Genomic DNA, 25783 nt, shown 5'->3' on the forward strand with positions numbered 1-25783 from the left:
GGTTGAGTCATGATCGTCTCCTTGTCTGTTAGTTTTGTCAAAACCATCAAAACAAAGAGCGGGATCTGGCTCAACCTTTTTCTTCATCTGGCGTTACCTATTTTACACCAACCTTTGAGACGCTACCAATATCAATACGGTATCAATACGGAATCAATACGGATTTAATCCGTATTGATTCCGTATTGATACCGTATTGATATTGGGAGCCAAGCAGGGCGTACCGCGCAAAATTTAGGCCATAACGCATATCTGATCTTGCTTTGGGGTGACCTGGGCTGGTGGCTTGGGAAAATCCGGACTTGACACAAAGCGCCCCGCGCGCGAAGGTGAAAAGAAAAAGCGAGCAGTGGGAAGCAAAGGATGAACAGAGCGATAGTTTTGGTGAGCGGGGGCATGGACAGTCTGGTAAGCGCCGCAGTGGCCGCGCGGGACTGCAGGGAACTGAGTTTCCTGCACGCGAGTTACGGCCAGCGGACCCAGGCGCGGGAACTGCAGTGCTTTAAGGCGATCAGCGCGCACTACCGGCCCCGCCGCAGCGAGGTGCTGAACTGGGACTGGCTGGCCCGCATCGGCGGCTCGGCTTTGACCGATCCGAACCAAGAGATACCCACCCAGGGTCCGGGCACGGAGATCCCCACAACTTATGTTCCTTTCCGCAACGCCAATCTGCTCTGCGCGGCCGTGGCCTGGGCCGAAGTGATCGGCGCGGACGCCATCTACATCGGAGCCGTGGAGGAAGACAGCAGCGGCTATCCAGATTGCCGGGAAGTGTTTTTCGAAGCTTTTGAAAAAGTGGTCGCCAGCGGAGGGAAAAATGCCTGGCCGATCCGGATCGTCACGCCGGTGCTGCACCACAGCAAAGCGCAGATCGTGAAGCTGGGGCTGGAGCTGAAAGCGCCGTTCGAACTGAGTTGGAGCTGTTACGCGGACAACATCGCGGCCTGCGGAGTTTGCGCCAGCTGCCGCCTGCGCCTGAAAGCTTTCGCGGAAGCCGGACACAGAGATCCCATCACCTATCGGGAACAATGATGCAACAAGACATGAATAAAAAGAACATCCTGATCATCCTCACCGGAGGCACGATCTCGATGACCTCCAAGGGCTCGCTGGGAGTGGTTCCCAGCTCTGAATTGGCGGACTTGCTGCGCGAGTTTCCGCAGCTGGACAGCGTGGCCAAAGTGGCCGTGAGTGAACACCTGAATTTACCCAGCCCCTACATCACCCCGCAGATGATGCTGGAACTGGCCAAGCTGATCGACCTGAAGATCATAGACTACGACGGAGTGGTGATCACGCACGGCACGGACACGCTGGAGGAAACAGCCTTTCTTTGCGATCTGGTGCTCACCACGCGCAAACCGGTGGTGTTCACCGCCGCCATGCGCAGCGGCAGCGACATCGGCCTGGACGGTCCGCGCAACATCATCGGGGCCGTGAGAGTGGCATCCCATCACGATTCTGCCGACAAGGGGGTGTTGGTGGTGATGAACGACGAGATCCACACCGCCCGGGACGTGGTGAAATCCGATACTGGAAAGGTGGACGCCTTTCGCAGTGTGGGTTACGGCCCGCTGGGCAGCGTGGATCCGGACGCGATCGTTTACCACCGCAGCGCGCTGTTTCGGGAAAACGTGTGGACGGACAAGCTGGACACCGCGGTGGACCTGATCAAGGCGGTGGCCGGAATGGATGGAAAACACATCCACAGCTCGATCGAGGGCGGCGCCAAGGCCATCGTGATCGAGGCTTTCGGACGCGGAAACCTGCCCCAGAGCCTGATCCCGGACATCCAGGCCGCGCTGGACAATAACATCCTGGTGGTGATCAGTTCGCGCACTTACACTGGCAGAGTGCTTTCGGAATACGGCTATGAAGGCGGGGGCAAACACCTGGCCGACCTTGGCTGCATCCTGGCCGGAGACCTCAAAGGCGTGAAAGTGCGGCTGAAACTGATGACACTTTTCGGCAAGTACAACGATCCGGACGTGGTGAAACGCTTTTTCATGCAGAGCAGGAATTAGATGAAGAGGATCGCGCTGCTGGGGCCGGCGCCGCCTTTCCGGGGCGGGATCTCGCAGTTCGCGCTGATGCTGGCGGGGGAGTTTCTGCAGGAGGGGTATGACGTGCGGATGTACACTTTTGACCGGCAGTATCCCAAGCTGTTGTTTCCGGGCGGGGAGCAGACCACCAGTTTTGCCGATCTGCCGGAAATCCCGGTGGAAAGAGTGTTCACACCCTATCTGCCCCAAACCTGGACCAAGGCGGTGGAGCGCATCCGGGAATTTCAACCCGATCTGCTGATCACATCATATTTCCTGCCCTGGTTCGCGCCCTCCTTTGCCTGGATCTGCAAGCGTTTGCCGAACACGCGCAGGATCTGCCTGGCCCACAACATCGATTTCCACGAAAAATGGCCCGGGGCTGATCTGCTTTCCGGAAAATTCTTTCAGCACTGCGAGCGGATCGTGCTGCTTTCCGAGGCCTGTCTCAACGATCTGAAGCGGAAAATGCCCGAAAGTATCTCTCGCAAAGCCCTGCTGGGCTTTCACCCCATCTACGGCTGTTACGGCACCAGCGAAGGAATGACCACAGCCGAAGAGCCCAAGCAGCCGACCGCCCTGTTTTTTGGACTGATCAAGGCCTACAAGGGTTTGGATGTACTGCTGGCGGCGCTCAAACAGGCGCGCAGACGCGTTCCGGACCTGAAGCTGATCGTGGCCGGCGAGGTTTACGGCAAGGCGGCCAAGTATGAACACCTGATCCGCGAATTGGGGCTGAGCGAGGCGGTGGAGGCGCGTTTCCACTATATAACCGATGACGAGATAGCGGAAGTTTTCGGTAAGGCGCAGGTTTGCGTGCTACCCTATAAAAGCGCCACCCAGAGCGGCGTGATCGCCACCGCCTACAGTTTTCAGATGCCGGTGATCGCCTCGGATGTGGGCGGTTTGAGCGAATACATCAGCGAGGGAGACACCGGTTTGCTGGTGCCGCCGAACAACCCGGAAGCCCTGGCCGCAGCTTTGATCCGCTTTTTCGAAGAAGAGGATTTGCGCGCGCGCATGAGCGCAAGCATTCCTTCCTACATAGAGAAGTTTTCCTGGCCGAAACTGGCCGCCCTGATCCTGGAAGCCTGATGCGGATATTGCTGATCAGCTACTACTTTCCGCCCTGCGGCGGCGCGGCCGTGCAGAGATGGCACAAATGGCTGCCCGTGCTGGTGGAAAGCGGATTTGAGGTAACCGTGCTGACCACCGCGAACGGAGACTATCCGGTGCTGGACCCCAGCCTGGAACAGGAGATCCCGCCCCAGGTGAAAGTGTTGCGCAGCGGCGCGCCCAGCCCAGCCAAGCTCTGGAAAGCGATCTTCGGGCAGCGGAGTTCCGTGCCCTACGGCGATCTCAGCAGCGGCAGGAACGCGGGTTTTTTGCAAAAGGCGTTGATCTGGGCGAGGCTGAACCTGATCATCCCGGACGCCCGTAAATACTGGAATACCTCCGCGCTAAAGGCCGCGATGGCTTTTTTGCGCGAGCATCCCGTCGATGCCGTGATCACCACCGGCCCGCCCCACTCCACGCATTTGACCGGTCTGGAGCTGAAAAAGCGGCACCGGATCAGATGGATCGCCGACTGGCGTGACCCCTGGAGCACGGTGTACTATCTGAAACTGAATCCCCCAGCCGGCTGGAGCAGACGCCGGCACCGCGCCCTGGAACGCAAGGTGGCGCAGTCGGCGGATTTGAACATCGTGATCTCCAACCATCTGGCAGAGCAGCTTCCGAGCTCCAACACCGTGGTGATCCGCAACGGCTACGACGCCGGCAAATTCGTTACCAAAGGCCCGGACGAGAAAACAGGGTTTAAGAAGTTCAGGATCAAGTATGTGGGCAACCTCACCGCGGGCCAGAAACTGGCGGAAGCGGCCAGCATGATCGGGAAAGCCTTTCCGGACGGAGATTTCGAGCTGATCTGCGTGGGCGGCAAGGTGGACGCAGAACAGCAGAGGCGCCTGGATGAAGATATACCCGGAAGCTTTTTCCGCAAAGATTTTGTGCCGCATCAGCAGGCTTTGGAGGAAATGGCGGACTGCGAGCTGCTGCTGCTGCTGATCAACTACTATGAGGGTTTCGAGGGCATGCTCACCACCAAGCTCTATGAATACATCGCCTCCGGCACGATGATCTTCTGCCTGGGTCCGCACGGCGGCGAAGCCGAGGAGCTGATCAAGCTTTACAGGGCCGGGGTCTGTTTCGACCTCCGCGAAGATGCCGCCGCGGTGAAATTTCTGGCCGCTCAGCGGGACGCCTGGAAAGCCGGCAAGAGCCTTAAGAACCAGACAGATACAAGCGAACTGAGCGCGCAGAACCAGGCCGCGAAACTGATATCGGCCCTAAAGGCAGAGAAAAAGAGTTGACAGAAAAAGGCCTCATTTATTTTGGATTCATACGATTAACAAAACCAGAGGTTTAAAATGCCCCAACACAAGTCCCCCATTAAAAGAATGAAGACCGACGCCAAGCGTCAGGCCCGCAACAACTATGTGAAACGCACCCTGAGGACCCTGGACAAGCAGATCCGCACAGACATGACCCCGGAAGAAAAGGAAAATCTGCTGAACAAAGTCTATTCCCAGCTGGACAAAGCCGCCAAGAAAGGCGTGATCCACAAACGCACCGCCTCCCGCCGCAAAGCGCGCGTGGCCGCCCTCGTCAGCAAGGACAATTCCAAAGACTGATCCGGCCGCGATCCAGGCCGGAAAGCCCGGCCGCCAGCCGGGCTTTGAACATCAGGGGAGGGAGTTTCCCTCCCGCAAATCCGCATAACAGATGAAGCGCAAGCGTAACTGGCTGGTCCGCCTCCTGCGCGTCATCCTCTTTGCCCACCTGGGTTTCTGGGCGATCATCGCCATTTTCTGCCTACTCTACAGCTTCATCAACCCACCCCTCACCCCGCTGATGCTGCAGCGCCTGCTGGTGCGCGGATACGACTGGCACAAGCGTGAATACATCGAGCTGGAGGACATTCCCCAGCGCACGGTGAAGATGACCATTTCCCTGGAAGACGCCAATTATTACGAGCATTTCGGTTTCGAGTGGGACATGATCCAAAAAGCGTGGAAGCGCAACCAGCAAGACGGTGAGATCCGCTTCGGGGCAAGCACCATCAGCAACCAGGTGGCCAGAACCATCTTCCTGACCACAGACCGCAACTATCTGCGCAAGTATCTGGAGGCGCAGGTGACGCTGCTGATGGAAGCGCTGATGAGCAAGGACAGGATGCTGGAACTGTATCTGAACTATGTGGAATGGGGCCAGGGCATCTACGGCATCGAGACTGCCGCGCTTCACTATTACGGCAGAAGTTGCCCGGAGCTGAGCAAAGACCAGGCGATGCGGCTGATCAGCATTCTCAGCAATCCGGTGGACTTCAGCCCCCAAACCTACAGCAGCTCGCGCTCCGCGCGGCAGCGTTACCGGATGCTGCAAAGATACTATTAAAAGGCATTCGTGGAAGAGAAATTCCTCTATCACATCTGGGACGCGGGGCATCTGCTGACACCGCTGAAAACAGTGAGCGGCAAAAACGTTCAGGTGAGCTACCAGGGACAATTCAACACAGCCAGGGGCCCGGATTTCCGCAACGTGATCGTGAACCTGGACGGCGAGATCCTGCGCGGAGACGTGGAGATCCAAGTGAACAGCTACGACTGGACCGCGCACGAGCACCACGAGGATGTTTATTACAACAACGTGATCCTGCACGTGGTGATGAACGCCGGCCTGCAAAAATACACGATCAAGGAAAACGGCGAGGCGATCGAGATCCTGGAACTGAAAAGCCAGGTGAGCGACGAGATCCGCAAGCTGCTTCAAACGCCGGAAACCGCTTCCGAGGAAGAACGCAGCACCTACTGTGACCTGCTCTCCGCGGTGGATAATGACACTTTGGAAAGCATCCTCAGCGCCTGGGGCCTGCGGCGCTTCAAAAACAAGGCCCGGCGTTTCAGCGCGGCCCTGTTGCTGAGCGATTTTGACCAAGTGCTGTACGAAGGCATGATGGAAGCGCTGGGCTACGACAAGAACAAGCACAACCTGCTCAGCCTGGCGCAGGCGATCCCTCTGAACGACATCCGCGCCTGGCAGCGCGAAGGCCTCAGCGCTTTGGAACTGGTGGCGATCCTGTGCTGCAGCAGCGGCCTGCTCGAGCGTTGCGCCAAGCAACTGGACGCAAGGCTGGCCCAGCTTCTCACCCAGGCTTACGAGCGGCAATCCTTCTTCGCGCGGCGGCTGCAGATCGACTGGCAGCTGTTCCGCATCCGTCCGCTCAGCCATCCGCTTTACCGCATTTTCGCCATGGCCAGTTTGATCCATAAAACCTCGGAACAGGGGCTGATGGAGTTTTTCAGGGAAAGGGTGCTGGCGGACAAGACGGACGGCAAAAAAATTTTTCAGGCCTTTGCCGGGATCTTTGCCGACGCCGCTTTACCGGGCACTGAAAGACTGCCCCGGCCGGGAAAAGGACTGGTGGGCAACATCTATGTGAACATCTTCCTGCCGGTGAGCTACATGTATTGTGAAAAGCACTCCGACACCGAGACCCGGGAACGGATCATCCGCTACTACAGTGAATTCCCCGCCTTGCAGGAAAACCACGTGACCCGCTTCATGTGCCGCTACCTAAGCCCCGCGCATATGCGGGCCGTGAACCGCAAAACCTTGCTGCAGCAAGGACTGATGGAGATCTTTCATCGCTACTGCCGCCATCATCTCTGCGCCGAATGCCAGGCGGCCAAGCCTTGAGGCCGTAAAATGCGACAGCATGAATTTTTGATTGACATTCAGGCGGCGCGCGCCAAGGGTGGAACCACCCTCCGTGAACCCCAGAAAGCCATGCCGGACAAGCGACAAGCCGGCAACAACCATAATTGAATCGAGGAACTTGAGATGAAGAAACTGCTGATCGTTTTGCTGGCCTTCGTGGCCGCGCTAACCGGAGTTTCCTGCAACAGGGAAAAGAACAAACTGCCCGACGGCACGGATAAAGTATCGGAATACAACGCCATCCCGTCGTTCAAGGCCGTGTTTTTGGCTCTGGACAAAGTGGAGCCGGGCGATCTGGACTCGCTCAAGCCAACCGAGTACAACCTGACCCAGCAAGACACTCTGCTTTCCGCCTTCGTTTGGGGCTCTCTGGTGGCAGACGCCCAGCTGGCCGTGTCCGGCAGAAATTCGGCCTGGCTGAATTCCATCCTGGCCCAGCTGAAATCCCTGGCGCCGGAGATGCACAGGCAGACGGATTTGGTGGCCAAACTTGAGCAAAGCGTGAAGCCGCTGCTGGCCTCAGGCGATTGGGAGCAGACGGAACAGCTTTTTTATGACCTGCAAACAACCACGGACCAAACCCTGATGGATCAAAACCGCTGGAACGCCTACACGCTGGCTGCCCTGGGCAGTTGGACCCAGTCCGTGAACCAGATCGGCGGCCTGATCGCCAAAAACTACAGCACCGAGAAATCCCTGGTGCTGAAATCCCCCGCCTGGGAAAGCCTGGCCGACAATCTGCTGCTGCTGGATTCACCCCGGCTAACGCCAGCCTTCACCCAGGCCCAGGAACTGCGGGACATGATGAATTCCGCGGGGCAAAATGCCTTCACTCCAGAGCAGGTGGCAGCCATCGTTGCGGCCACGGACTCCATCCGGCTGAGTTTGAGCACTCCCTGAAAAGGAAACTGATATGAAAAAAACACTCACGGGCCTGCTGCTGGCGCTGCTGGCCTGCGTGCTGACCGCGGCCGCGGAGCAGCCCGCTTTTTCCGTGCAAGACAATCCCTGGGATGACGGGACGTCGGTGCTGGTGAAATGGGACCTGGCTACTGGCGCGGATTCCCTGAGCCTGCAAAAAGCCGATTCCCTGGGCGTCTTTCAAGAGATATTCAAAGAGTTCGCGCAGACCGGCCAGTACACCGATTCCAGCCTGGAGATCGGCAAGGATTTTCGCTATCGCCTTGTTGCCTACAACCAGGCACGTGGCGACAGCCTGGTTTATCAAGGTTCCGCGCGCACCAAGGCCCAGTGGTTCGACATGAACAAGCTTTCGTTGCTGATCCTGCTGGTGCTGATCTGCGGCGCCATCCTCTATTACATCTTTTCCGCCCGGCGGGGCAAAGACCTGTTCATCCGCCGCATCAGCGGCCTGGACAGCATGGACGAGGCGATCGGCCGCGCCACTGAAAAGGGCAGGCCAATCCTCTTTGTGCCCGGCATCAGCGATCTGGGCGACATCCAAACCATCGCCGCGCTGAACATCCTCAGCCACCTGGCCTATAAATCCGCGGAATACGGAACCGAACTGCTGGTGCCCTGCCGTTTCTCGATGGTGCTTTCCGCCGCCCGCGAAACGGTGAAAGAGGCCTACCTGAAAGCGGGAAAACCGGATGCCTACCGCGAGGACAAGGTTTTTTACGTTACCGACGACCAGTTTGGCTTTGTGGCCGGCGTGGACGGCATCATGCTGCGCGAACAGCCCGCGGCGAACTTCTTCCTGGGCGCTTTTTGGGCTGAATCGCTGATCCTCACAGAGACCGGTTTTGGCACCGGGGCCATCCAGACAGCCGGGACCGGCCAGCCGCACCAGATCCCGTTCTTCGTGGTCTCCTGCGACTACACGCTGATCGGCGAGGAACTTTACGCCGCCTCGGCCTACATTTCCCGCGACCCCCAGCAACTCGGCAGCCTCAAGGGCCACGATTTTGGCAAGCTGCTGGTGATCCTGCTGGTGTTGGCCGGAGTGGTGATGGAGATCATCGGGGCAGGCTGGTTCAAGCAATTCTTTGAAGGAGGCAGTTGAACATGAAACGCAACCTACCCCTGATCGTGGCTTTCGTCTCCGGAGTGGTGATCCTCATAGCCGGATTCATCCCGCGGGATCCCTTTCCCAGAATAGAATCCACCCTCATCGACTGGTTCATGATCATCTCCAGCTTCGCCATCCTGTTGGGACAGGCCAGCCTGCTGCGCATGAACGTGATCCGGGTGGCGGAAAAAGCACCCAACTGGCAGTACTACCTGGCAGGAATAATCAGCTTCGGGCTGATGCTGGCCTTCGGCCTGCTCTGGGGCATGGAAAAGACGCCCGGACTGCTGGGTCAGGGGCAGGGCATCGTGAGCCAGCTGGGGGTGAAACCCTTCGACTACCTCTTCGAAAACGCCTTCATCCCGCTTTCCTCGACCATGTTTTCACTTCTGGCCTTTTACATCGCCTCCGCGGCCTACCGCGCCTTCATCATCCGCAACTTCGAATCCAATCTGCTGATGCTCACAGCCGTGATCGTGATGCTGGGCCGCACCAGCTTCGCCCCCATGCTCACAGGCTGGATCCCGGATTCCTTGGGTTGGCTGCGCCTGCCGGAACTAACCAATTTCATCATGCAATATCCCAACACCGCGGCGCAGAGGGCGATCCTGATCAGTGCCGCGCTGGGCATTGTGGGAGCTTCGCTGCGCATCATCCTGGGCATTGAACGCTCCTATCTGGGAGGCGGCAAATGAAGATGCCCGAAAGATCCGTGGTGGAGCGCAGGATAGTGTTTCTGCTGCTGGTGCTGGCCGTGGCGCTGCCGATCATCTTTCCCCTGGGCCTCAAAACCCAGAGCACGCCGCTCACAGAACAGGTTTACGATCTGGTGAATTCCCTGCCCGCCGGCGTTCCCGTGATCATATCCTTCGATTATGACCCTTCCACCATCACCGAACTTCAGCCCATGGCCGAGGCCGTGATCGAACACGCTTGGAAAAAGGGACACAAGATCATCGCCACCGCGATGTGGCCACAGGGCCCGCAGGTGGCGGAAATGGCCTTCAAGGATGTGCAGGCCAGAATGGAAAAGCAAAACCCCTCAGTGAAAAAGCACATCTACGGCGAGGATTTTATCAACCTTGGCTACAAACCCGGCGGCCTGGTGACGATCCAAGGCATGGGGCGCAGCATGGAAGCCATCTTCCCCACCGACACCTCGGGCCTCAAATATGCCGAGATCCCAATGCTGAAGCCGGTTCGGACCCTGAAAGACATCCGCTATGTGATCTCGCTCTCCGCGGGCGATCCAGGCCTGCGGGACTGGATAATGACCGCCAACGGCAAATTCAACGTTCCGGTAGCCGGCGGCACCACAGCCGTGAGCGCGCCCGGATTTTTACCCTATGTGAATGACCAGAAACAGCTGCACGGGCTGATGGGCGGCCTTAAAGCGGCCGCGGAGTACGAACTGCTGCTGGGCTATGAAGGAACCGCGAGCCTGGGCATGAACCCTCAATCCGTGGCCCACATTCTGATCCTGGCCTTCATCCTTTTCGGCAATATCCGGGCCTGGAAAAAACGCAAGGCCGACAAACTCGCGCAGGAGGCCAGGCATGGCTGATATCATGACCACGGTTGGAATCTGGCTGGCGGCTTTCTTCACGCTCAGCATCTTCAGTTTCCTCTATAAGGACAACCCCTTCTACAAATTCGCGGAACAGGTCTTCGTGGGCCTCTCCGCCGCTTACTGGCTGGTTTACACCATCTACAACATCCTCATCCCCAATCTCTTCGACAAGTTGTTCACTGATTTTGCCGGCAACTGGGTGCTGCTGATCCCGATGCTGCTGGGCATCATGATGCTGCTGAGGATGTTTACAAAACTGCAGTGGCTCAGCCGCTATCCGCTGGCGCTGATGGTTGGCACCTCCGCGGCGATGTCGATGCTGCTGAGCTTTAAATCCGACTTTGTGGAGCAGATGGCGGCCACGATGATCAATCCTTTCAAGTTCGCCTCCGCTGTGGACGTGGTGGGCAGCATCATGGTGATCGCCGGCACCCTCTGCGGCGTCTTTTTCTTCTATTTCAGCAAGAAGCAGGAAGGCTTTTACAAGGTTCCTTCCAAGATCGGGATCTGGTTTTTGATGGTAAGTTTCGGAGCCTCTTTTGGCTACACCGTCATGGCCCGTATCTCTCTGCTGATCGGCCGGCTGGATTTTCTGCTGCGCGATTGGCTGCACATCATCAAATAGCAAGGAGTTCATATGCTGCAACTGCATCACCGCTTTATACAAACGGCCAGGAAGCAGGGCAAAAAGATCGCGGTCCACGACCAGGCCACAGGGAAGGATTTCTCCTATGGCAGAATGCTCATCGCCTCTCTGATCCTGAAAGAAAGCCTGGCCAAGATCAGAGGCCGCTACGTGGGCATCCTGCTGCCCACTTCCGTGGGCTGCATGCTGGGCGTTCTGGGCACACTGATGAACGGCAAGATCCCCGTGATGATCAACTATTCCACCGGCGCGATCGAAAACTGCCTCTACGCCCGGGAAAAATGCAGCTTCAAGACCATCCTCACCAGCCGTAAGCTTCTGGACAAGCTCAATCTGGAGCCGATCGACCACATGATCTTCGTGGAGGATATCCTCTCCGAAGTTACGATCGTAGACAAGCTCAAGGCCGCGGCGCTTGCCAAACTGCCCTTCGCCATTCTGAAAACACTTGTGCACAGCGGCCCCGAGAGCGAAGTCTGCGTGATCCTCTTCACCAGCGGCAGCGAGAAAGAGCCCAAAGCCGTGCAGCTGACCCACCTCAATATCAGCAGCAACGTGGAGGGCGCTTGCCAGGTTTTCGATTTGCACCCGGAAGACGTCTGCATCAGCATGCTGCCCCTGTTCCACGTGTTTGGGCTCACCATCAATCTGTGGCTGCCTGTGATTTTGGGCAACACCATGGTCGCCCACCCCAATCCACTGGAATATCAGACCATCAGTTCCCTGGTGCGCAAATACAAGGTAACCTACATGGCGGCAACGCCTTCCTTCTTCTACGGTTATCTGCAGAAATCCGAGCCTGGCGATTTCGCCAGCATCCGCTTCGCCATAGCCGGTGCGGACAAGCTGCAGGATAAGGTCTACGAGGGCTTTCTGAAGAAGCACGGCATCGCCATTTTTGAGGGTTACGGCACCACGGAAACCTCTCCCGTGATCTCTGTGAACCGGCCTGGCGCCCACAAACTGGGCAGCATCGGCAAACCCCTGCCCGGGGTGAGGGTGCGCATCGAAGACATCAACACCGGCGAGACCCTTGGTCCCAACCTGGAAGGCAAGATCCTGGTGAAAGGCGAGCTGGTGATGGAAGGTTATCTGAACGATATTGAGGAAACCTCCCTGCGCATTCGCAACGGCTGGTATGACACCGGCGACATCGGCATCATCGATTCCGACGGCTTCCTCTGGCACCGGGGCCGGCTCAAACGCTTTGTGAAAGTTGGCGGGGAAATGGTTTCACTGGTAAAAGTGGAGGATGTGCTCAGCCATCTGCTGCCGGAAGACGTGATCTGCTGCGTGGTGGACATTCCCAATCCCACCAAGGGCGCGGATGTGGTGGCCGCGGTCGCCAATGGCAATTTCGACATGCACAAAGTGCTGAAACAGCTGAAGAAAGAGCTGCCCAGCATCGCCGTGCCACGCCAATTCTACGTGATAGACGATATCCCAATGATGTCCAGCGGCAAAGTGAACTTCCGCGAAGTGGAAAAGATCTGCCGCACACGCAGCGCGGAAGGGGAGAAAAAATAGCCCGGCAAGCTGATCTGTCCGCCATGGCCAGCCGGATGCCAGAGCTTCTGGAAGAACTGCGCGCCGTGGCGGAGCAGATAAATCTGCGCGGCTGGGCCGAAGCCAACGCGGGCAATGTCTCCGTGAACGTGAGCGCCGAGGCCACCGAACTGTTCGGAGGCGATTTCGCTTGGTATCTTGTCTCCCGCGGAGGCAGCCGCTATCGCCAGATGGCCAGCGACCCACTCTCTCAGATGCTGCTGGTGCGTGTGGACAGAACGGGTGAAAAACACTTTCCCGTGGAAGCCAGGCCAACCTCGGAATGGGGTTGCCACAAACTGCTGCAGAGGCATTTTTTGGATACCGGCCGACCCGACAAAGTTGTGTTGCACGCCCATCCCAGCAGCATCGTGCTGCTCAGCCAGTTGGATGTGTACCAGGATGAATCGGCCCTGAACTCTTTGCTGAGAGATGCTTTGGCCGAACTTGAACTTTTCCTGCCGGAGGGGATCGCCACACCCGCCTCAGCCCCTCCCGGCTCACAAGAATTGGCGGAAAAAAGCCTCGGGACCATCAAACAACACAAAGCCCTCATTTGGCAGGGACACGGACTGGTATGCACCGGGATTTCACCCAACGCCGCGCTCGACCATCTGGAAGTGGTGGAAAAGGCCGCCACCATTGCGCTGTACAAATTTTTCTTGACGAAAACGGCCCCCTGAGAAGAGTTTCTTCTCAACCTTATTAGGAGGTTCCTCATGCGTAATATATTACTTACTCTGCTGTGCCTGATGCTCTCAGCGCTCCTGCTTGGACAGGTTACATACAGCGAAGCCATACTTGCCGCGGCGAACAGTGGCAACCCTGAAGGCCAGTTTCAGCTTGGCATGTGCTATCAGGACGGCCTGGGCGTGGAAAAAGACCTTGCCGAAGCCGTTAAATGGTACACCTTGGCTGCCGGACAAGGCCATCCCGGCGCCCAAACCAATCTGGCATACTGCCATTACAACGGTATCGGAACCGAAATCGACAAACAACAGGCCGTGGAATGGTTCCGCCGCGCGGCAAACCAGAATGTGAATGCCGCCCAATACGGCTTGGGCGTTTGCTATTTCAACGGTGAGGGGGTAACCCAAAACCAGCGTGAAGCCGTTAAATGGTACGATCTGGCCGCCGCAGGGGGCAACGTGAACGCCATTTACAGCCTCGCCCGCTGCTACTATGACGGCACCGGGGTCACTCAGGACAAAGCCGCCGCCGTGAGCTTTTTCCGTCAGGCTGCCGACAAAAATCACATCCCCGCCATCAACGACCTCGCCTATTGCTATAAATTCGGCGAAGGGGTGGAAGCCAATGCCAATGAAGCCGCGGCCTGGTATGCCAAAGCCGCCGCCGCGGGTGACGCGTTCGCCCAATACAACCTGGCCCAGGCCTACGCCACTGGCGAAGGGATGACCCAGAACACGGAAAATGCCCTCAAGTGGTACCGCAGCGCGGCGGACCAGAATTATCCCGAAGCGCATTATCAGCTTGCCCTGAACTATATGAGCGGACCCGACCGCAATGCCGGGGAAGCCATCAAGTGGCTCACCAGCGCTGCCGAACTGGGGCACCGCGAAGCCCAGTTCATGCTTGGCCAGATCTATTTCAGCGGTGAAATGATCCCCAAGGACATGACCGAAGGCGCCAAATGGTATCTCCGCGCCGCTGACCAGGGACATCCCGGCGCCCAGTATGAGATCGGCAACTGTTATGCCTTTGGCGAAGGCGTTACCGAAAATGCCTACGAAGCCTTCTTCTGGTATTCCCTGGCTGCCGCCAACGGCGAAACCGACGCCGAACAGGCCCGTGGACTGCTTTCCTCGATGTTCACCCCCCAGGATATCGACAATCTGCTCCTCCGGGCGGAATCTTGGTACAGCCAACACTATTCTGAATGATTCCCTGAACCACGCGGACCAGATGCCTGGTCCCGCTTGGGAAGACATTAACACCGGCGCGCCTGCCGGTGTTTTTTTGTCTGAACGCAAGGTGAACTGAATTCGATTTTCCGACTCTCCGCCCTGAGCCCCTGCCCCTCCGCCCCCTGTTCGCCTCCCGCACACTTCCCGCCTGAGATATGGGAAGTGTGCGGGAGGCGAAGGGGAGGTGAATGGGAAGTGTGATAAGGGCGATACACCCATTTTCCGGCGATAAAGTCCGTAACCTGGTTACGCGCGCGAACAGCTTTGCTATTGACAATTTGCCGCAGTTTTGAGATTGGTGCTCCAAACCTACAAGAAGGAAAACGTGATGAGCAAGAAAGAACGCACGGCGATAGAGCCGACGCGCGCTGATAACTACGCGGAGTGGTATCAGCAGGTGATCAGGGCAGCCGACCTGGCTGAAAACAGCGAGGTGCGCGGCTGCATGGTGATCAAGCCCTGGGGCTACGCGATCTGGGAAAACATCCAGAAGTTTCTGGACGAAATGTTCCGGGAAACGGGACACCGCAATGCCTATTTTCCGATCTTCATTCCCAAGAGTTATTTTGAAAAGGAAGCCGAGCACGTGGAAGGCTTTGCCAAAGAGTGCGCGGTGGTTACCCACAGCCGGTTGGAAGACGACGGCAAAGGCGGCTTGAAGCCAGCCGGAGAGCTCGCGGAGCCTTATATCGTTCGTCCCACCAGCGAAACGATCATTGGCGCTTCCTTCGCCAAATGGGTCAATTCCTACCGCGATCTGCCTCTGCTGATCAACCAGTGGGCAAACATCGTGCGCTGGGAAATGCGCACCCGCCTCTTTCTGCGCACAACGGAATTTCTCTGGCAGGAAGGCCACACCGTGCATGAATCCGAAGCTGAAGCGATGGACGAGACCCTTAAGATGCTGGATGTTTATGCCAAATTCGCGCAGGATTATCTGGCCATTCCGGTGATCAAGGGCGAAAAAACCGAAGGCGAGAAGTTTCCCGGCGCTGTGAACACCTATTGCATCGAAGCCATGATGCAGGACCGGAAAGCCCTGCAATCCGGCACGTCCCACTTTCTGGGGCAGAATTTCGCCCAAGCCTCAAACATCCGTTTTCAAAACAGGGAGGGCGAATTCCAGCACGCCTGGACAACCTCCTGGGGCGTGTCCACCCGGCTGATCGGTGCTTTGATCATGGCCCACAGCGATGACAACGGCCTGGTGCTGCCACCCAAGATCGCCCCTTCACACATCGCCATCATCCCCATCTACCGGGATGAAGAGGAACACGCCGCCGTGATGGCCCTGGCCAGCAGCATCAACGAAGCTTTCAAGCATACAGATTTTGAAGGAGTGCGGGTTTACACCGAACTCGACGACCGCGAACTCACTTCCAGCGAGCGCAACTGGCACTGGATCAAGAAAGGGATCCCGCTGCGGATCGAGATCGGACCCCGTGATGTGGCCTCCAACACTGTCATGGTGGCCCGCCGCGACCAGGGACCCCGCGAAAAGCAATCCGTGGCCGTGGAAAATGTGGTAGAATACTGTCTGCAAGCGCTCAGCACCATGCAGCGGAACATTTTGGAACGAGCCCTGCGCTTCCGCGAGGAAAACACCGTCAGCATCGACGGCAAGGACGCCTTTTACGCCTGGTTCACCCCGAAAAACAGCGCGCAGCCTGAGATCCACGGCGGCTTCGCCCTGGCCCACTGGTGCGGAAACAGCGCTTGCGAGGAAAAGATCAAGGATGACCTGAAGGTAACGATCCGCTGCATTCCCTTCGACACCGAGCCGGAAACCGGCAACTGCGTCTGCTGCGGTGAGCCTTCCGAACGCCGGGTGATCTTTGCCAAGTCCTATTAAGATGCACAAAAGCGCCATCATCACCATCGGCAACGAGATCCTGCTGGGCAAGACCCTCAACACCAATCTGGCCTGGCTGGCCGGCGAACTTGCCCTGCTGGGCCTGCCGGTGGAGTTTTCCCTCACGGTGAAAGACGAGCCAGAGGCCATCCGCCAGGCCCTCCAACAAGCTTGGGGAAGCTGCGACGTCGTTGTCACCACCGGCGGTTTGGGTCCCACGAATGACGATATCACCAAGCGCGAGATCGCCGCTTTCTTTGGGGCCGAACTGCGTTTCGATCCTGAAATCTGGGACAAGGTGCAACAGCTTTTCGCGGCCAGAAACCTGGCCACACCGCAGATCAACCGCAACCAGGCCCTGGTGCCGGAAGGTTTCACGGCCCTCCCCAATTTGCGGGGAACAGCGCCGGGACTCTTCCATGAACAGAGCGAAAAGAGCTTTTTCGCCTTTGCCGGCGTACCGCTGGAAATGAGGCATGTCTTTTCGACCCAGGCCAAACCGTTGTTGAGACAAAAATACGGCAGTGCAGAGGCCATCCACCAGGAAACCCTGCACACCTTCGGCATCTCCGAATCAGCTTTGGCAGAGCTTTTATCGGGCTTCGCGCCGCTGGCTGAAGTCAGCATGGCCTGGCTGCCCCAGACCGGCCGGGTGGACCTGAGATTTTACGGTGGCGACCTGAGCAAGGTAACGGCAAGCGCGGACAATTGCCTCAGGCTGGTTGGCGAACACGTTTGGGGCCGCAACGCAGATACGCCCGTGAGTGTTCTACACGGTCTGCTCCGGCTTCACAAGCTCACCCTTACCGCCGCGGAATCCTGCACCGGAGGCCTGTTGCAGAAAATGGTGACCGATCAGGCCGGGGCGTCCGATGTTTTCCTTGGTGGCGTGATCAGCTACTCCAACGCACTCAAGCAGAGCCTGCTGCGGGTGAAGCCTGAAACCCTGGCCGAAAACGGCGCGGTGAGCGAAACCTGCGCCCGGGAAATGGCTGAGGGAATAAAACACTTGACAGAATCCCAAACCGCCATTTCCATAACCGGAGTGGCTGGTCCGGATGGTGGCACCCCCCAAAAGCCGGTCGGGACCGTTTGTTTTGGTTTTTCAGTTTTAAACAGGGCGTGGAGCCTGACCCAAACCTTCAACGGAGACCGGGAATCCATCCGGCACAAGGCAGCGGAATTCGCTCTGCTTCACCTGATCAAACATTTGCAAGGAACCAGGATTTGAAAGTTCTGATCATCGGCAGCGGCGGCCGCGAACACGCGCTGGCCGCGGCCTTGGCCAAAGATAGTCACGATATATCCGTCGCCCCGGGCAACGCCGGGATCGCGCGGGAGTTTGACTGCCTTCCCCTTCACTCGATCAACGAGGTGCTGGATTGGTGTAAAGAGGCCCAGCCCTCATTTGTGCTGTTTGGGCCCGAGCAACCTCTTGCCGCGGGTTGGGCGGATATTCTGGAAGAAGCGGGGATTCCCTGCGTGGGACCCGGCCAGGCTGCCGCCAGGATCGAGAGCAGCAAGATCTTCGCCAAGGACCTGATGGCCAGACACCACATCCCAACCGCTTCCTGCCGCTGTTTCGCCAATCCCGGCGCAGCCCGGGAATACATCACGGGCAAACAGAAATTTCCATTGGTGATCAAGGCGGACGGCCTGGCAGCGGGAAAAGGGGTGACCGTCGCGCAGACAAAAGAAGAGGCTGTGCAAGCTTTGGCGGCTTTTGACAGCAGAATCGTGGTGGAGGAGTTTCTCAAAGGTTGGGAAGTGTCGCTGTTCGCGGTGACCGACGGCGAAAGCTTCAAGACCACCCTGTTCGCGCAGGACCACAAACAACTGCTGGACGGCGATGCCGGGCCAAACACAGGCGGAATGGGAGCATATTGCCCGGTAAGCGAAGCGGAACCCTACCGCGCGCGGATCGAGGATACCATTGTCGGCCCCATTCTTAAAGCCATGCGGGATGAGGGCTGCACTTACCGTGGCTTTCTCTACTGCGGGTTGATGATCACATCCGAGGGACCCAAGGTGCTGGAATTCAACTGCCGCCTGGGCGATCCCGAAACCCAAGCCCTTCTACCCTTGCTGAAAACATCTTTTACCAAGGTTTGCCAAGCCGTTCTCACGAACCGGGTGAATGATCTGAACTTGGTTTGGAGCGGACAGAGCAGCGTGTGCGTCGTGCTGGCCTCAAAAGGCTATCCCGGCAGCTATCAGAAAGGTTTTCCCATCTCTTTACCCCAAAACCTTAACAGCCTCGCGCGTTTCAACGGTGTCGATTCCTCCTCTGCCGGACTGGTCACATCCGGGGGCAGGGTGATGGCGTTGGTGGGTTTGGGGACCGACGTGGCGGAAGCGCGCCGCGAAGTTTATCAGGACATCGAAACAGTCAACTTTGAAGGCAAACAATACCGTGGGGACATAGCCCTGCGCGAGAACGTTCTCTAAGGATGGAGAGTACATGAAATTTTACCTTGTCTTGGCCTTGCTGCTGCTTCCCCTGGTTTTTTTGGGAGCGCAGGTAAGCGTCGTCAGCCAGTCCGCCGACGAATTGGTCCTGGAATTCAACCTGCCGGAGTACAAGATCGGCCGTCAGAGCCTGAACGGGGTGACTTGGGACAGGATCGAAACCGACTCGGGCAACGTGCACGCCGTGGAGGGGTTTCCAGAGCTGAGAGCATTCGGCGAAGCCATAGCCATACCCATCGACGGAGACATCTCGGTGCAGGTTCTGAACGTGAAAAGCAGCATAATTAAAAACGTCAGCCTCAAATCCGTAGCCAGGATGACCGTGGTGAACGAAGAGGTTGAGTACGAGCATTTTCAGGATCCCAGGGCCTACCGGAGCGCGCAGCTCTACCCGGCCAGCATCACCAGCGCCGGGGAAAGCGCGTTTGTGGGGGACCGCAGATTCGTGCCGCTGCAGATCTTTCCCTTCCAATACCGCGCCACAACCAAAGAATTGGTTGTGAACACCAGTTTCACCATCCGGGTCCAGATCTTTGGCAGCAAATCCTCCACTCCAAACTGGCAGATGAGCGAAAATCCGGTCGATCAGGCTGGAGACGCCTTTTTCCTGAACAACGCGAGTTCCCAAAGCTGGCGCCTGCCCAAGAAGCGCGACAACAGCCACGCATCGCCCAAGAATGGAACCTCGCAGGTTAACGCCGTGCAGTTGGTGGCGAACCAGGAAGGCATCTACAAGATCACCTTTGAGGATCTCAACGACTTCATTCTGATGATGTCTGATTCCCTGGATGTAGAGATGGCCTGGCTGCCAGATACAGTGGACCCCCGTTTGCTTGAACTGACCGATGAGTACGGCTCCATCCCCATTCATTTTGAGGGCGAAGCCGACGGCAGCTTCGATCCCGGCGATTTCTTCGAGTTTTTCGGAGACAGGCATTATGGCGATGAAGGCTATCAGGACGATTATACCGATGAAAACGTGTACAGCCTCTATTACAAAGGCACCCTGGGCGCCCGGATGGCGGTGGAGAACGGCGGACTGATCGTTTCCAACGCCGCTCAGTACATCATTCCCGACGCTTATGAGCATACTGTGCACATAGAACAGCAGCTGGTTGCGGACAAACTCGGCAACTCCTGGACCTCGGCCAATCCCAATTTTTACCGCGAAGACATCTGGTTTTGGAGAAAAATAAACGCCCCGGACCTGGACATAATCCCCTTTGAACTCCAGTATCCCAAGGACAGCACCGTGCGCACAGCACAGGTGAAAGTTTCTTTGTACGGCCTCACCTACGCGGCGGCCGTGCCTCCCGGTCAGTATGACCACAACGCCACCGTGAGGATAAACGAGGCCATGATCAACACCCACAACTGGGTGGGGCAACGGGAACAGATCTTCGAAAACGCCGGTCCTGTGGCAAACTCCTATTTCCGCCACGGCACCAACCACATGTATATCAGTCTGGCGGGCAATACGGTTTCCGGCGACCGGGAGCAGGTGCTGTTCGACTATCTGGAACTGAAGTACTGGCGGGAATACAGGACCAGTGAGGACAAAATCAAGTTCACAAAACCCTCCAACCGTCCAGCCGGTCTGTATCAGTTCGAGATCGGCGGTTTCAGTACCAATGAAGTTTCAGTGTACAAGATCGGATCCAGCATATTCAATAATTGCCAGATAGAACCGTTCAGCGTGGACGGCTTCGCGCCCTGGACAGTTTCCGTGCAGGACAGCGTTTCCTCCACCGAAGTTGAGTATTACGCCGTGTCTGAAACGCAAAAGCTATCACCAGTGGAAATGCGGCTGGACCTTCCTTCCTCCTGGCGCAATCCGGACAACGCAGCCAATGTGATCGTGGTGGGCAGACGGGACTTCGTTTTTTCGGAAGGCGGCGACCTGCTGGCCAGCGTTTGGGAATCCGAGGGACACACGGTTGCCAGAGTGGATTACCAGGATATCTTTGACGAATTCAACCATGGCATCCGCTCCGCTGAAAGCCTGAAAGAGATGTTCAGCTATGCCTACAACAACTGGGGCTCGCCGCAGCTGAGCCACGTGGTGCTGTTGGGCGAGGGTGTGGACGATGAAAGGGACAGCAGTCCAGCGCGCGTTTACACTCTGGTGCCCGTGAAAAAAACCTGGACCAACGAACACGGCGCCACCGCCAGTGATGGCTGGTACGCCACGATCGTGGGTACCGATGTGGTGCCGGACATCGCCGTGGGCCGGATCAATGCATGGAAACCGGAGCAGGTGCTGGACTATGCGCAAAAAGCATTCAACTACCGCAACAATCTGCTCACCAACAGGCTCTGGAACAGCCACGTGACCATCACTTCGGGCGGCAAGATCACAGACGAGGACGACCTTTTCGCCCAGCAATCCGAAACCATCAGGCGCCGCAACATACCTCAGGATTACCGCGCAACGAGGGTTTACACTTCAACTCAGACAGTAAGCAACGAGTACTTTGGCGTTACCTTTGACCTAAAGGACGCCATCAATTCCGGCACCCAGTACCTGCATTTCATAGGCCACGGCGGCGGACGTATCTGGGCGGACTACAACCTCTTCAACTTCAATGACGTGGCCACCCTGAACAACCAAACCTATCCCATCGTGGTAAGTTTGGCCTGCTATGCCTCTTCCTTCGACACCAACGGCATCGCGAGCATCGGCGAGGCCCTGGTTATGCAGCCCAACAAGGGGGCGATCGTGACCTTGGGCTTCAGTGGCCTTGGGTATATGTTTCAGGACCTGGATTGGGGACTGGCGCTAACGGAAGCCATTTACAAACATGACTTCAACACCTTTGGCGAAGCTTACCAATTCGCCCTCACCAGATTCTATGCCACCACCACGCTTTCCGCGGCCCGCTATGCGCTCACAAACGCCGCCGCCCTGTTGGGCGACCCGCTGATCAAGACCACCAAACCCCTTGGAAATATCCCGGTCCAGGCAGACAAATATGTGGCCATGCCTGGCGACACCTTGTTCGTGACCGCACAATTCCCTCCAGACGTTACCGCGGCAAGATTGTACATTATGAACGGCAACGAGGTTGAGGTCAACATCCCCTACGATCTGCCGGTGATAAACGGAAATTACAATGCTTCTTACATTATCCCCGCAGACGTCGATCCACCCTACGGCCGGGAAATCCATGTGGCGGGATATTCACCCGCCCGGGAGTATGTGGGTAAAAGCGGATTTGGCGTGGGACGGGCCGCTTTGACGCATCACTCCATCCTTCCTGCCAATCCTACCTGGAACGATTCGGTGCGATTCGTGTCCAGGGTGTTCAGCAACGAAGACATCGTCTCGCTGGTCTGCAAAGCCAGAACCGATAGTGCCGGCACCAACAGCAACTGGGTGACCCTGCCGATGGAAACTTATCCTGAGGTCGAAGACGGATATATCACCACAGGATACATGAGCCGGCAGGACACCGGAGAGGAAATCGCCTTCAAATATTTGATCACCACCACCAGTGGCACTTACGAGTCGTTCATAAACCACTATGTAACACGGGGACCCGATCTCTCCACCATTGACATCAAGCTGGAGTGCACTGAGGCTGGACGTTTCATCAAAGTGCTGGTAAAGAACGGCGGTAATGCCGCTTCCACCACCACCGACCTGCGGCTGTACGTAACGCCTGTTTCCGGAACCCAGACCCTCTTCTCCACCCAGGACTTACCGCCTCTGGCAGTAAATGAGGAACGCTGGGAAAGCATCTCGCTGGACGGCCTGCCCCAAGGAAACCTGATCTTTCAGGCCAGGGTAAACTCCTCCTGGGTCTTCCCGGAATGGCACGGCCCCGACATCCCCCAGATCTTCACTGATAACTTCGACATCAACAACACCATAACCCTGGCCACTGATTTCAACTATTATTCGGCAGATGCATCAGGAGCTTTGTTCAGCAGCCTGGACGGCAATGTGAGCTGCGAGATCCCGACCAACCTGGTGCCTGCCGGTCAAAGCGCTGTGTTCTACATCAACAGCGTGGGTGTGCATGAAGCCCAAAACCAGCCCGATATCTCACCGATCAAACTGCTCTCGTTCGACAGCGTTACCACCTCTTTGCCGTCCAACGCCTACGAGATCCGGACCATGGACCCCGCTCTGGTGGATTCGACCGATACCTTTGTGAACAACAAGCAGATCAAGTTGAGTTTTTTCTATAGCGAGGATGACGACGAAACTCAAAGCCTGGAAGGCGAAAACTCATACAAGATCTACCGCTGGGAAAACTTGGGCAACAAGTGGATCCTGCAGGGGGGAAATGTTTCCAGCAGCGAGAACAAGGTTGTGTTTGAGGTAAAGCGGCAGGGGATATACACGATCTACAGAAACCGTGACAGGATCCGCCCCTCCATCGATGTGAATGTGCAGGACCAGGAATTCACTGTGGGAGGCTATATCTCAGCCACGGGGACTTTCTCTCTGGTGCTGAGCGACGCCAACGGCATCGACCTCTTTGACAACACCATCAGACTGTATCTGAACGGCGGCCAGGTGCCTGATACCGATTATGTTACCACCATCAACACGGACAACGTGAACCGCATACCGATCAAGTATCAGCTGAACCTCAGCCAAGGTACCTACAGTTTGGTTCTTGACTGCAAGGATGTGAACGGAAACTACAACACCCGTGAGATCCAGTTTGTGGTGAATGAAACCTTCGACCTGAAAAACGTTGCCAACTACCCCAACCCCATCATGGGCCGGGCGATAGACCCCAAAAACGATGGCCGGACCCGCTTCACCTATGTGCTCACCGATGACGCTGACGAAGTGACCATCAAGGTCTACACCGTTTCCGGCAGACTGGTGAAAACTTTCTCCAACCTGCCCACTGGAGTGGGTTACCATGAATACCCGCGCACAGTTTATGGCTGGGATTGCAAGGACGATCAGGGTTTTTATCTGGCCAATGGAACCTATTTCTACCGGCTCACTGCCAAAAAAGGCAACAAAAAGATCGAAAAAACGATCAAAATGGCGATACTCAAATAGAGGTTAAACCATGAAGAAAACTGTCCTCACCATATTGATGGCCCTGCTCGCTGCAGCCTCTCTCACGGCGGGAAGGTACGCGGGTGATTTCATGATGATCGGCGCGGGAGTCCGCTCCCTGGGCATGGGCGGGGCGTTTGCCGCCCTGGCAGATGACGGATCGGCCATGTATTGGAATCCTGCGGGACTATCCCAGATCCGTAAGTCTGAAATCTCCGCTATGCACGCTTTCCTCTACAACGGACTGGCTTCCTACGATCACATCACCTACTGCCAGCCCCTGCCCAGCGATGTGACCATCGGACTGAATGTTACCCGTTTGACAGTGACCGACATCCCCGTTTTTGCCGAATCATACCTGATCGGCACCAATGTGGACGAACGGATCAACAACAGCGCTTATCAGCTACCGGGGATCCCAGACGGAGAATTCAACAGCACTGACGATCTATATCAATTCGCCTTCTCCAAGCATCTACACTATGATCTGAGCCTGGGCTGGATGTTCTTCGACATTCCCCTGGACCTACACGCGGGCGCCAACGTTAAGTTCATCAAACGCAACATACTGCAAAACCAGGGCAGCGGCACCGGCATCGATTTCGGTTTCAAGCTGAGAACCGACCTGGACGTTCTGTTCGACTGGGAAGCCTTGGGCAAATTCGATTTTGGGCTGAACTTCCAGGATATAGCCGGTACGGACATCAGCTGGGACACGTACTCTGAACATAAGGATGAAGTGCTGTTCAACACCAAACTGGGAGTGGCAGTATCCCAACCTATCACTGCCCTGGATTCAGAGGTCATCCTGGCCTATGACTATGACTACGTTTACGATGGCTGCAGCCATTACGGGGTCCAGTGGTCTTACAAGAACATCGGCGCTCTGAGAGCAGGTTATTATGACAAGAATTTCACCTGCGGTGCCTCGGTCAATCTGTATGGCGTCGGAGTTGATTATGCCCTGGTGACCAATCCGGTCGGAATCACAAACCGGATCGGGTTGCGAGTGAATTTCTAAAGGGAGCTAAGCATGAAAAAGTTTTTACTGATCTCAATGCTGGCAGTGATCCTGCTGCTGGGTGCCTGCGCGGGAACGGATGAGGGCGATGAAGACACTACCCCACCCATCCCACCGGTCCTCACACCTCATCACGGAGACACTGGCGATCCGCCTGTCGTTTACGAAGGCCAGACCATTTACATCAACGACGAGAACAACGGAATAGATACAGTTCCTGACGGTGATTGGATCCGCGTGAGTTGGGAACCTTTCAAAGACACCGACTTAAGCCACGTAAAGATCTGGCGCTACAGCAATTTTGAGACTGAACCTGTTTTGATCGACTCCATCTCAGCCACGCAAGACTACTATTTGGACACTGACAACCAGCTTACTGAAAGGGTATGGTACTCATATTACGTCGATTTGGTCGATCTGGCCGGCAACGAATCCCGATCTGACACCACATCCTACGCCCTGCTTTCCAAAAGCTTGCTGCTCTCACCCGAGAATGGAGCTACGATCGCACCTCTGTCCAATCCTCTTGACTCTCGCTTCAAGTGGAACCGCAGTGGCACAGCAGGCAAATTCAGATTGCTACTCATGGACGAAAGTTACAATTACGTCTGGCATCAGGATTTGTATGTGGCGCTTGAAGTTGATCCCCTTGTCATAAGCATGCCTGTTAACTTGGCCTCAGAGTATTCCGGCCAGACCCTGCGCTGGAGAGTGGATTCCTTTGATTGGGACCAGGAAATGCAGGCCTACATGGGTTCAGAATCCTTCGAGCGCATCGTTCACATCCAATGACAGCCAGGCCTAAGCTAATGAGATTCAAGTCCCTAAAGGCCAGGCTGGAGTTTGCTGCCGTTACCCGGGGGAAAATTTGTC

21 protein-coding genes are annotated in these 25783 nt (G+C 56.7%); all 21 read left to right on the forward strand.

All coding sequences use genetic code 11. The features are described from left to right. Positions 1-363: 363 nt before the first annotated feature. Positions 364-1032, forward strand: coding sequence for a 7-cyano-7-deazaguanine synthase QueC (gene queC, locus LHW45_05410; GenBank protein MCB5285010.1), 669 nt, complete (start codon positions 364-366; stop codon positions 1030-1032). Further along, entirely contained in the window at positions 1032-2024 is a 993-nt protein-coding gene (locus LHW45_05415) for an asparaginase (protein ID MCB5285011.1), read from the forward strand. Before queC ends, LHW45_05415 begins: the two co-directional genes overlap by 1 nt. Next, positions 2025-3137, forward strand: coding sequence for a glycosyltransferase family 4 protein (locus LHW45_05420; GenBank protein MCB5285012.1), 1113 nt, complete (start codon positions 2025-2027; stop codon positions 3135-3137). It begins immediately after the preceding gene. Further along, positions 3137-4414 (forward strand): glycosyltransferase, encoded by a 1278-nt coding sequence (locus LHW45_05425; protein ID MCB5285013.1) that lies wholly within the window; start codon positions 3137-3139, stop codon positions 4412-4414. The genes LHW45_05420 and LHW45_05425 overlap by 1 nt, the downstream gene beginning before the upstream one ends. Positions 4415-4471: 57 nt before the next feature. Then, positions 4472-4735: a 30S ribosomal protein S20 gene (gene rpsT / locus LHW45_05430; GenBank protein MCB5285014.1), complete on the forward strand. Its 264-nt coding sequence runs from the start codon at positions 4472-4474 to the stop codon at positions 4733-4735. A 91-nt stretch (positions 4736-4826) separates the two neighbouring features. Beyond that, on the forward strand, positions 4827-5498 hold the full coding sequence (locus LHW45_05435) for a transglycosylase domain-containing protein (protein MCB5285015.1): 672 nt from the start codon (positions 4827-4829) through the stop codon (positions 5496-5498). A 9-nt stretch (positions 5499-5507) separates the two neighbouring features. Then, on the forward strand, positions 5508-6800 hold the full coding sequence (locus LHW45_05440) for a DUF2851 family protein (GenBank protein ID MCB5285016.1): 1293 nt from the start codon (positions 5508-5510) through the stop codon (positions 6798-6800). A gap of 144 nt (positions 6801-6944) precedes the next feature. After that, complete coding sequence (locus tag LHW45_05445; protein MCB5285017.1) at positions 6945-7721, forward strand: hypothetical protein; 777 nt, start codon at positions 6945-6947, stop codon at positions 7719-7721. 13 nt (positions 7722-7734) lie between these two features. Further along, positions 7735-8847 carry a hypothetical protein gene (locus LHW45_05450; GenBank protein ID MCB5285018.1) on the forward strand — a complete coding sequence of 371 codons (1113 nt, stop codon included), beginning with the start codon at positions 7735-7737 and terminating at the stop codon, positions 8845-8847. A 2-nt stretch (positions 8848-8849) separates the two neighbouring features. Beyond that, a complete protein-coding gene (locus LHW45_05455; GenBank protein MCB5285019.1) occupies positions 8850-9548 on the forward strand; it encodes a hypothetical protein in 699 nt (232 codons plus the stop codon). Further along, positions 9545-10417, forward strand: coding sequence for a hypothetical protein (locus LHW45_05460; GenBank protein MCB5285020.1), 873 nt, complete (start codon positions 9545-9547; stop codon positions 10415-10417). The genes LHW45_05455 and LHW45_05460 overlap by 4 nt, the downstream gene beginning before the upstream one ends. Continuing rightward, the gene (locus tag LHW45_05465; GenBank protein MCB5285021.1) at positions 10410-11048 is read left to right on the forward strand and encodes a hypothetical protein; all 639 of its coding nucleotides are present in this window, start codon (positions 10410-10412) and stop codon (positions 11046-11048) included. Before LHW45_05460 ends, LHW45_05465 begins: the two co-directional genes overlap by 8 nt. 12 nt (positions 11049-11060) lie before the next feature. After that, complete coding sequence (locus LHW45_05470) at positions 11061-12596, forward strand: AMP-binding protein (GenBank protein ID MCB5285022.1); 1536 nt, start codon at positions 11061-11063, stop codon at positions 12594-12596. A 35-nt stretch (positions 12597-12631) separates the two neighbouring features. Continuing rightward, positions 12632-13297 carry a class II aldolase/adducin family protein gene (locus LHW45_05475; GenBank protein ID MCB5285023.1) on the forward strand — a complete coding sequence of 222 codons (666 nt, stop codon included), beginning with the start codon at positions 12632-12634 and terminating at the stop codon, positions 13295-13297. Between the two features lie 36 nt (positions 13298-13333). Then, the gene (locus tag LHW45_05480) at positions 13334-14515 is read left to right on the forward strand and encodes an SEL1-like repeat protein (protein ID MCB5285024.1); all 1182 of its coding nucleotides are present in this window, start codon (positions 13334-13336) and stop codon (positions 14513-14515) included. A 352-nt stretch (positions 14516-14867) separates the two neighbouring features. Then, positions 14868-16391 carry a proline--tRNA ligase gene (proS, locus tag LHW45_05485; GenBank protein ID MCB5285025.1) on the forward strand — a complete coding sequence of 508 codons (1524 nt, stop codon included), beginning with the start codon at positions 14868-14870 and terminating at the stop codon, positions 16389-16391. A gap of 1 nt (position 16392) precedes the next feature. Beyond that, complete coding sequence (locus tag LHW45_05490) at positions 16393-17622, forward strand: competence/damage-inducible protein A (GenBank protein ID MCB5285026.1); 1230 nt, start codon at positions 16393-16395, stop codon at positions 17620-17622. Then, the gene (purD, locus tag LHW45_05495) at positions 17619-18839 is read left to right on the forward strand and encodes a phosphoribosylamine--glycine ligase (protein ID MCB5285027.1); all 1221 of its coding nucleotides are present in this window, start codon (positions 17619-17621) and stop codon (positions 18837-18839) included. Before LHW45_05490 ends, purD begins: the two co-directional genes overlap by 4 nt. Positions 18840-18852: 13 nt before the next feature. Beyond that, positions 18853-23889: a C25 family cysteine peptidase gene (locus LHW45_05500; protein ID MCB5285028.1), complete on the forward strand. Its 5037-nt coding sequence runs from the start codon at positions 18853-18855 to the stop codon at positions 23887-23889. A gap of 10 nt (positions 23890-23899) precedes the next feature. Further along, on the forward strand, positions 23900-24910 hold the full coding sequence (locus LHW45_05505; protein ID MCB5285029.1) for a hypothetical protein: 1011 nt from the start codon (positions 23900-23902) through the stop codon (positions 24908-24910). Positions 24911-24922: 12 nt separating this feature from the next. After that, on the forward strand, positions 24923-25702 hold the full coding sequence (locus LHW45_05510; GenBank protein ID MCB5285030.1) for a hypothetical protein: 780 nt from the start codon (positions 24923-24925) through the stop codon (positions 25700-25702). The last annotated feature ends 81 nt before the right edge of the window (positions 25703-25783 follow it).

The organism is Candidatus Cloacimonadota bacterium (assembly GCA_020532085.1).
Taxonomy (GTDB): domain Bacteria; phylum Cloacimonadota; class Cloacimonadia; order Cloacimonadales; family Cloacimonadaceae; genus Syntrophosphaera.